Below are 7455 nucleotides of genomic sequence, written 5' to 3'. Positions count from 1 at the left end.
CGCCACGGTCGTCGTCGGGACGCGCCCTCTGCAGTGCCGCCCGGAGCCCATGCAGTCCCAGGCAGTCCGCGGCAGTCCGCGGCAGTCCGCTCGATGCGCGACGTCAACGTGCGGATGCTGCGTGACTCGTGCGCGAAGAGACCGTTCCCGCCGCGGCCTCCTAGGCTGGAGGCATGATCGGGGAGTTCTTCGAGGGCGTGCGCACCCTCCTGCGGGGTTTCGGCACCTGGCGACGGCGTCCCGGCCTCATGGCGCTCGGATTGGTCCCCGCCCTGATCGCCGCCGCGCTGCTGATCGCCGTCCTGGTGCCGCTGGCGCTTTCGCTCGGGCTCATCTCGGATGCGCTGACGCCCTTCGCCGACCGGTGGCTCGAGCCGTGGCGTTCGCTGTTCCGCGGCGCGGTGAGCCTCGTCGTGCTCGTCGCAGCTCTCGCCCTCGCGAGCGCCGTGTTCAGCGCTCTGGCCCTCGCGATCGGCGACCCGTTCTACCAGCGCATCTGGCACGCGGTCGAGACCGACCTCGGTGACGCGCCCGGATCGGAGGGCGGCGGCTTCTGGACCGCGCTCGGCGAGGGCCTCCGGCTCGTGCTCCTGGGCCTGCTCGTCGCGATCGCCGTGCTGGTGATCGGGTTCCTCCCGCTGGTGGGCGGTGTGCTGGGCGCGGTGCTGGGTGTCACGCTGACCGGACGACTGCTCGCGCGCGAGCTCACGGGCCGCGCCTTCGACGCGCGTGACCTCTCCCCTGCCGATCGGGCGCTGCTGTTCCGCGGCAGCCGCGCACGCGTGCTCGGCTTCGGTGTCGCGACGCAGCTGTGCTTCCTCGTCCCGGGCGGCGCGGTCGCGGTGATGCCGGCGGCCGTCGCAGGATCCACGCTGCTCGCCCGCAGCATGCTGGAGCGCACGCCGCTCACGACGGGGCCTTCCCCCGCGCAGGCGTCGCCGTTCCCGGGATCCGACTGATGCCCGAGGGCGACACCGTCTTCCGCACCGCGCGCCGACTCGACGAGGCGCTGGTCGGTTCCGAGGTCACGCGCTTCGATCTGCGCGTCCCGCGCTTCGCGACCGTCGATCTGACCGGACAGCCCATCATCGCCTCGATCCCCCGCGGCAAGCACCTGCTGCTGCGCATCGGCGACAGCACACTGCATTCCCATCTGCGCATGGACGGCGCCTGGCTGACCTACCGGCCCGGCGAGAAGTGGCGGCATCCGGCCTTCAAGGTGCGCGCGATAGTCGGCACCGCGCAGCGTGAGGCGGTCGGCATCGACCTGGCCGAGATCGAGGTCGTGCCGACCCGCGACGAGCAGGAGCTGGTCGGCCATCTCGGTCCCGACCCGCTCGGCCCCGACTGGGATGCTGCGGAGGCCGCGCGACGCCTCGGCGCCGACACCCGGGCCATCCATGTCGCGCTGCTCGATCAGCGCAATGTCGCGGGATTCGGCAACGAGTATGCGGCCGAGCTCCTGTTCCTGCGCGGAGTGCTGCCCACCACGCCCACGCCCGACGTCGACATCGTCGCACTGCTCGAGTTGGGCGTGCGCACGATCCGCGCGAATCGCGATCGACGCCATCGCACCTTCACCGGCGTCGACAGACCGGGTCAGGGCACGTGGGTCTACGGCCGCTACCGGCGTCCATGCCGCCGGTGCGGAACGCTCATCCGCCGTGGCGAGCTGGGGGCGGATCCCACCCGCGAGCGCATCACGTTCTGGTGTCCCGTGTGCCAGTCGTGAACCGATTCCATGCTCGGGAATGAATCGAGCGGTCCCGTGGTTGTTGATATATCCGAACAGGTTCGGAAGAGGTTCGGAACACGGGGAGGAATCGTGGGTAAGAACTACATCGACATCGAGAACGACCAGGGCGCCACGCTGCGATACCGCAAGCACGCGAACGGTCGCGGTCTCGTCGCGCACGGCGCGAAGGTGCACCCCAAGGCGCACGTGGAGGCGGGTGCGTACATCGAACCCGGAGCGCGTGTCGGAGCCGGGGCGACGGTCGCCCGGGGTGCCTGGATCGAACCCGACGCCGTGATCGGCGAGGGAGCGCACATCGACGCGCACGCGCACATCGGCCAGGGCGCCGCAGTGGGCGACAACGCCCACGTGGGCGTGCGCACCGAGGTCGGAGCCGGCGCACGCATCGTGCGCGGTGCACGCATCGGCGACGATGAGATCGTGGCCGCCGGGCTCACCGTGGCCACCGACCGCCGAGGACTCTGGCTGGCCGCCTGAGTCCGCCCGACTGAGAGAGCCCTGCGGGTGGATACCCGCCGGGTACTCTGGGCACATGGCGAAACCACAGCGGCGTCCTGCGCGCCCGCCCGGACAGGTGCGGCGCAACAAGGCCGCGCCCGCCCAGCGGTTTCCGCCCCCCAAGCCGCCCAGGAAGACCTCCTCGGTGGCTTTCGACGCTCCCGAGGCCGAGGAGCCGCGGACGTTCCGTCTCGGCGCCGTGGCCGGGGCGACCCCGGGAAAGTGGATCGACGCGTGGAAGCAGCGCATGCCGCGCGTCCCGCTAGAACTCGTCCCGATCGAGGTGACCGCCCAGCACGATGCCCTCGCGGGCGTCGACGCCGCTCTGATCCGACTTCCTCTGATCGATGCTCGGGGTCAGGCACCGTCGCCTGATGCGGTGCACGTCATCCCCCTCTACGACGAGCTGCCCGTGGTCGTCGCCTCGATCGAGTCGCACCTGATGGCGGCCGATGAGCTCACCCTCGCCGATCTCACCGGCGAGGTGGTGATGACACCCGTAGACGATGCGCTCGCGGGGTTCGAGGTGCCGGGGTCTGTCGCCCCCTCCTTCGCTCCCCTGCCCACCGGTGAGGCGATCGCGACCGCCGCGACGGGAGTCGGCGTCGTCGTCGTGCCGATGTCGCTCGCCCGACTGCACCACCGCAAGGACACCGATCACCGGGTGCTCGCCGACGGCCCGACATCGACCGTCGCGCTCGCCTGGCCGCGAGAGCGTACGACGCCCGATGTCGAGACCTTCGTGGGCATCGTCCGCGGACGCACCGCGAACTCGTCTCGCTGACCCTCGTTAGACTCACGTGGTGGTCTCGCTTCTCTATGTCTGCGTGCGTCCTGAGCTCGGGGCGGCGGATGCCGAACACGCCTCGTTCCGGCGAGCGCTCGGCGTCGATGTCGTCGACCGACTCGACCTGCTGACCGAGCGCCTCGACCCCGCTCGACTCGCGCGCTACCGCGGCGTGGTCGTTGGCGGTTCGCCCTTCAACGTCACCGACCCCGCGAAGTCCGTCGAGCAGCGTCGCGTCGAGGCCGATCTCGAGAGCATCGCGCGGAGCGCGGCCGCGGGAGAGATCGCCGCGTTCTTCACCTGCTTCAGCATCGGCGTCGTCACCCGCATGCTCGGGGGCGAGGTCACCTCGGCCACGCCCGAGTCCGCGAGCGCCACCGTCATCGAGACCACCGCGGCGGCGGCCGACGACCCGATCTTCGGGCCGAGCGCCCCCTCGCTCACGGTCTTCACGGCGCACAAGGAGAGCGCGGCGGCGTTGCCCGACGGCGCCGTGCTGCTCGCCACGAACGCGGCCTGCCCGGTGCAGGCGTATCGCGTGGGGACGCACCTGTACACCGCGCAGTTCCATCCCGAACCCACTCCGCGGGACTTCGCCGATCGCATGACGTTCTACCGCACGACCGGGTACTTCGATCCCGAGGAGTTCGACATCGTGCAGCGGCAGGTGCTCGCGGCATCCGTCACCGAGGGTGCGGCCCTGCTGCGTCGCTTCGCGGAGACGTTCGCGCCCGCGACTCAGCTCTGAGCGTCGCGCAGCAGGCGCACCCGCTCGCGGAGATATGCCTCCAACGGCATCCACCCGCCCGCGCTGCTCCACCGCACCGAGGGCACGCCGTCGATCACCGAGAGCGGACCCGACGCTCCGCCCGCGTCGACCGCCGCCACGTCGATCACGCTCCATCCGATGTGCGCGACCTCGCCCTCCCCGAATCCTCCCCGCAGTGCCAGAGCGCGACGGGCCGCTCGCTCGCGGGCGGATTCGGCGGTGTAGCCGCGACGCCCCGGGTCTGCGGCTCGGAGCACCTCGGCGGTCGCGAGGACTCGGTCTTCGGTCAGCAGCAGCACCCCGAGATGCCACGCGTCTCCGATGCGGACAATCCGGTGCCCGCGCCACCGCGACTGCCGTTCCTCGCCGAGCCCCTCTCGCGGCGCACCGGCGAGCTCGCCGACCGCGTTCGCGAGCAGTTCCGACGCCGTGACCGCGTGCATGTCCATCCCTTCAGGGTAGGACCGCGATTCGCTCGGCGGGCAGTCGGCACGGCAGAATCGAGGCACACCCTCGAGGAGTCCCCATGTCTCAGCCCGACACCGCCCGCCTGCTCATCGCCTGCGACGACCAGCCCGGCATCGTCTCCGCCGTCGCCGGTGTGCTCGCTCAGCACGGTGCGAACATCATCTCGCTCGATCAGCACTCGACCGACTCCGAGGGCGGTCGTTTCTTCCAGCGCACGGTGATCCACCTTCCGGGCCTGTCCGCGGCGCGCCCGGCGCTGGAGGCCGACATCGCGGCCGTCGCCGAGAGATTCGGCATGGAGTGGTCTCTGCACGACACCGCACGCCGCAAGCGCGTCGCGATCTTCGTCTCGAAGTACGACCACTGCATGATGGAGCTGCTGTGGCGCACGCAGCGGGGCCAGCTCGACATCGACATCACGATGGTCGTCTCGAACCACCCGGACCTCGCCGAGTCGGTGCGCTCGTTCGGCGTGCCTTTCGTGCACATCCCCTCGGGCGACAAGCGGACCATGGAGCAGCGCCAGCTCGAGCTCCTCCAGGGCAACGTCGACCTCGTCGTGCTCGCGCGCTACATGCAGATCCTCACCGACGACTTCATCACCGAACTCGGCGCTCCCATCATCAACATCCACCACTCGTTCCTTCCGGCGTTCATCGGCGCGAACCCGTATGCACGCGCGAAGGAGCGCGGAGTCAAGCTGATCGGCGCGACCGCGCACTACGCGACGCCGGACCTCGACGAGGGCCCGATCATCGAGCAGGACGTCACTCGCGTCACGCACTCGGAATCGGCCGCCGAGCTGCAGCGCCGCGGCGCCGACGTCGAACGGCTGGTGCTCGCCCGCGCCGTGCAGTGGCACGCGGAGGACCGCGTGATCGTGCACGGCCGTTCGACCGTCATCCTCTAGGCAACTGAGGAGCTGCGCGGCTCAGCCGATATCGGGAAGCCCCGCACGCAGTTCCGCGAACGCCTCTGCGGCGGTCGGGTACGCCGCCAGGGGTGCGCCCTGCCCCATCCACAGCGACTGCAGCTCGCCGAGCTCCTGCCGGACCGCCGCGGCGCGGAATCGACCCGTGAGCCAGTTCTGCATCGGGAAGGGCGCGATCGTGCCGCTCGCCTCGATCGCCCGCACCGCGCGATTGCGGGCCCCGCGGGCCAGTCTTCCGCTCATCGCCCGGGTCAGCACCGTGTCGTCGGCCGCCGTGCCGCGGATCGCTCGGCGGTGCGCGTCGTTCGCGGCCGACTCGGCGGTCGCGAGGAAGGCGGTGCCGACCTGCACGCCCGAGGCGCCGAGAGCGAGGGCGGCCGCCACACCGCGGCGGTCCGCGATGCCGCCGGCCGCGATCACCGGCACGTCGACGGCATCGACCACCTGCGGCACGAGGGCGAACGTGCCGATGAGCGACTCCTCCGCCGGCCGCAGGAACGACACGCGATGACCTCCGGCCTCGGAACCCGTCGCGACCACCGCATCGACTCCGGCCTCGGCGAGCGCGATCGCCTCGGCCACGGTCGTCGCCGTGCCGATCACGCGGATGCTCCGGCGATGCGCCTCGTCGAGGACATCGCCCGCAGGCACGCCGAACACGACGCTGAGCACGGGCGGTGCGGAGTCCCAGATCGCGTCGAGCTGCTCGTCGAGCGGCGGCATGTAGCGTTCGGGCCTGGCGGGGACCTCGACGCCGACCGCGTCGTAGAACGGCTGCAGCGCCTGCGCGAACACGGTGTGCTGCGCGTTCGGCTCCACCTCGTCGCCTGTGGGCAGCCACACGTTCACGGCGAACGGGCGGTCGGTCGCCCGCTTCAGCTCGGCGACGGTCGATCGGATGCCGTCGCCGTCGATGCCGTACAGGCCGTATCCGCCGAGACCGCCCGCCCGGCTCACGGCCGCGGTGAGCGGCACCGACGAGAGGCCGCCGAACGGGCCGAGGACGATCGGATGATCGATGCCGAGGAGAGCGCGCAGATCAGTCATGCTCCGAGGCTACGCCCGTGCGACGGTGCTACCCTCGCCGTGAGGGAGGCGCGCATGAGCGAGTGGTTCGGGCAGGTGCTCGGCGTCGTCGCGTCTGCGCTCGGCCTGATCGCCATGCCGGACGCCGCCACCCTGGGGCTCGCGATCGCGCTGATCGCACTCGCCGCGGTGACGATCGCCGTGGCGCTCAGCCTCGTCGCCCCGACCGAGGGCGCGACCCCGCATCCGATGCGGGCGATCGATGTCTCGACTCTGCTCGCACAGAGCGATCCGGATGCCGCAGGGCACCCGCGTCCTCGTGCGCCGGGAGTCGCCGTCGCCGCGTAGTCCGTCTGTACGGGACCGCGCGGCTTCGCCGACCCTTCCCGACACACGAACGGACTTCCATGGACATCTTCGCCTTCCCACCCCTCGCCGCGCTGCTCGATGCGGCCTACGGAGCCCTCGCGGGGCTCTCCTCGCTGCTGGAGCCGCTGGCCGGCGCATCCGCCGCCGCCCTCGCGGTCGTGCTCGTCACGCTGCTGGTGCGGGCCCTGCTCATTCCCGTGGGCATCTCCCAGGCCAGAGCCGAGCAGACCAGGGCTCGACTCGCGCCGAAGCTGCGCGAGATCCAGCGCCGCCACAAGAAGAATCCCGAGCGCCTGCAGAAGGAGATGCTCGAGCTGTACCGCACCGAGAACACCTCGCCCTTCGCCGGCCTGCTGCCCGCACTCGCGCAGGCCCCGGTGGTCGGTGTGCTCTACACGCTGTTCCTGCACCCGATGATCGCGGGTCATCCGAACGAGCTGCTCTCGCATGATCTGTTCGGGGCGCCGCTGGGCACGAGCCTGGTGTCGGCGGTGTTCGGCGGAGCGTCGTCACCCGCGACGCTGTGGGTGTTCGGCGCACTCGCCGTCGTCATGCTCGTGGTCGCCGAGATCAGTCGTCGGGCCCTGCGCCCGGCGCCCGTTCCCGACGACGCCGCGGACTCGCCGCTCTCCTCCCCCGGCATGATGCGCATCGCCGGGGCGCTGCACTACCTGACGGTCGTGTTCGCCGCCTTCGTCCCACTCGCGGCAGCGCTGTATCTGACGGTCACGGTGATCTGGACCCTGGTGCAGCGGGTGATCCTGCGTCGCCGCTATCCGCTGCCGGATGCCCGAGGCCGCGCCGGCCGGACGGCGGGCGCGACCTCGGGTGCGTGAGGCAGCTCAGAGGCA

10 protein-coding genes are annotated in these 7455 nt (G+C 71.2%); 8 read left to right on the top strand and 2 right to left on the bottom strand.

All coding sequences use genetic code 11. The annotated features are described in order from the left end of the window. Positions 1-173: 173 nt before the first annotated feature. From RWO82_RS14450 to RWO82_RS14430, 5 genes are all read left to right on the top strand, one after another. Positions 174-959, top strand: coding sequence for an EI24 domain-containing protein (locus tag RWO82_RS14450; RefSeq protein ID WP_314428229.1), 786 nt, complete (start codon positions 174-176; stop codon positions 957-959). Further along, complete coding sequence (locus tag RWO82_RS14445) at positions 959-1732, top strand: DNA-formamidopyrimidine glycosylase family protein (RefSeq protein WP_314428228.1); 774 nt, start codon at positions 959-961, stop codon at positions 1730-1732. Before RWO82_RS14450 ends, RWO82_RS14445 begins: the two co-directional genes overlap by 1 nt. A 93-nt stretch (positions 1733-1825) precedes the next feature. Continuing rightward, positions 1826-2233 (top strand): DapH/DapD/GlmU-related protein, encoded by a 408-nt coding sequence (locus RWO82_RS14440; RefSeq protein ID WP_314428227.1) that lies wholly within the window; start codon positions 1826-1828, stop codon positions 2231-2233. Between the two features lie 55 nt (positions 2234-2288). Beyond that, positions 2289-3038 carry a LysR substrate-binding domain-containing protein gene (locus RWO82_RS14435; RefSeq protein ID WP_314428226.1) on the top strand — a complete coding sequence of 250 codons (750 nt, stop codon included), beginning with the start codon at positions 2289-2291 and terminating at the stop codon, positions 3036-3038. A gap of 19 nt (positions 3039-3057) precedes the next feature. Beyond that, the gene (locus tag RWO82_RS14430; RefSeq protein WP_314428225.1) at positions 3058-3789 is read left to right on the top strand and encodes a glutamine amidotransferase-related protein; all 732 of its coding nucleotides are present in this window, start codon (positions 3058-3060) and stop codon (positions 3787-3789) included. On the opposite strand, the gene RWO82_RS14425 is transcribed toward RWO82_RS14430, so the two are convergent. After that, positions 3780-4259: a glutaminase gene (locus tag RWO82_RS14425; RefSeq protein WP_314428224.1), complete on the bottom strand. Its 480-nt coding sequence runs from the start codon at positions 4257-4259 to the stop codon at positions 3780-3782. The genes RWO82_RS14430 and RWO82_RS14425 overlap by 10 nt on opposite strands. 77 nt (positions 4260-4336) lie before the next feature. Between RWO82_RS14425 and purU the strand changes: the two genes are divergently transcribed. Further along, a complete protein-coding gene (purU, locus tag RWO82_RS14420; protein ID WP_314428223.1) occupies positions 4337-5188 on the top strand; it encodes a formyltetrahydrofolate deformylase in 852 nt (283 codons plus the stop codon). Between the two features lie 21 nt (positions 5189-5209). Here purU and RWO82_RS14415 read toward each other — a convergent pair whose 3' ends face one another. After that, on the bottom strand, positions 5210-6256 hold the full coding sequence (locus RWO82_RS14415) for a DUF561 domain-containing protein (protein ID WP_314428222.1): 1047 nt from the start codon (positions 6254-6256) through the stop codon (positions 5210-5212). A gap of 54 nt (positions 6257-6310) precedes the next feature. On the opposite strand from RWO82_RS14415, the gene RWO82_RS14410 reads away from it, so the two are divergent. Both RWO82_RS14410 and RWO82_RS14405 read left to right on the top strand, forming a co-directional pair. Continuing rightward, on the top strand, positions 6311-6583 hold the full coding sequence (locus tag RWO82_RS14410) for a DUF6412 domain-containing protein (protein WP_314428221.1): 273 nt from the start codon (positions 6311-6313) through the stop codon (positions 6581-6583). A 59-nt stretch (positions 6584-6642) separates the two neighbouring features. Next, positions 6643-7440 (top strand): membrane protein insertase YidC, encoded by a 798-nt coding sequence (locus RWO82_RS14405; RefSeq protein ID WP_314428220.1) that lies wholly within the window; start codon positions 6643-6645, stop codon positions 7438-7440. The last annotated feature ends 15 nt before the right edge of the window (positions 7441-7455 follow it).

This window comes from uncultured Microbacterium sp. (assembly GCF_963521645.1).
In the GTDB taxonomy this organism is placed as follows: Bacteria; Actinomycetota; Actinomycetes; order Actinomycetales; family Microbacteriaceae; genus Microbacterium.
This window is presented reverse-complemented; position numbering and strand designations above follow the sequence as displayed.

What these genes read in the sequence shown, in the direction of transcription:
- RWO82_RS14450 (WP_314428229.1), top strand. Translation starts at nt 174, where the DNA reads ATGATCGGGGAGTTCTTCGAGGGCGTGCGCACCCTCCTGCGGGGTTTC.
- RWO82_RS14445 (WP_314428228.1), top strand. Translation starts at nt 959, where the DNA reads ATGCCCGAGGGCGACACCGTCTTCCGCACCGCGCGCCGACTCGACGAG.
- RWO82_RS14435 (WP_314428226.1), top strand. Translation starts at nt 2,289, where the DNA reads ATGGCGAAACCACAGCGGCGTCCTGCGCGCCCGCCCGGACAGGTGCGG.
- RWO82_RS14425 (WP_314428224.1), bottom strand. Translation starts at nt 4,259, where the DNA reads ATGGACATGCACGCGGTCACGGCGTCGGAACTGCTCGCGAACGCGGTC.
- purU (WP_314428223.1), top strand. Translation starts at nt 4,337, where the DNA reads ATGTCTCAGCCCGACACCGCCCGCCTGCTCATCGCCTGCGACGACCAG.
- RWO82_RS14415 (WP_314428222.1), bottom strand. Translation starts at nt 6,256, where the DNA reads ATGACTGATCTGCGCGCTCTCCTCGGCATCGATCATCCGATCGTCCTC.
- RWO82_RS14410 (WP_314428221.1), top strand. Translation starts at nt 6,311, where the DNA reads ATGAGCGAGTGGTTCGGGCAGGTGCTCGGCGTCGTCGCGTCTGCGCTC.
- RWO82_RS14405 (WP_314428220.1), top strand. Translation starts at nt 6,643, where the DNA reads ATGGACATCTTCGCCTTCCCACCCCTCGCCGCGCTGCTCGATGCGGCC.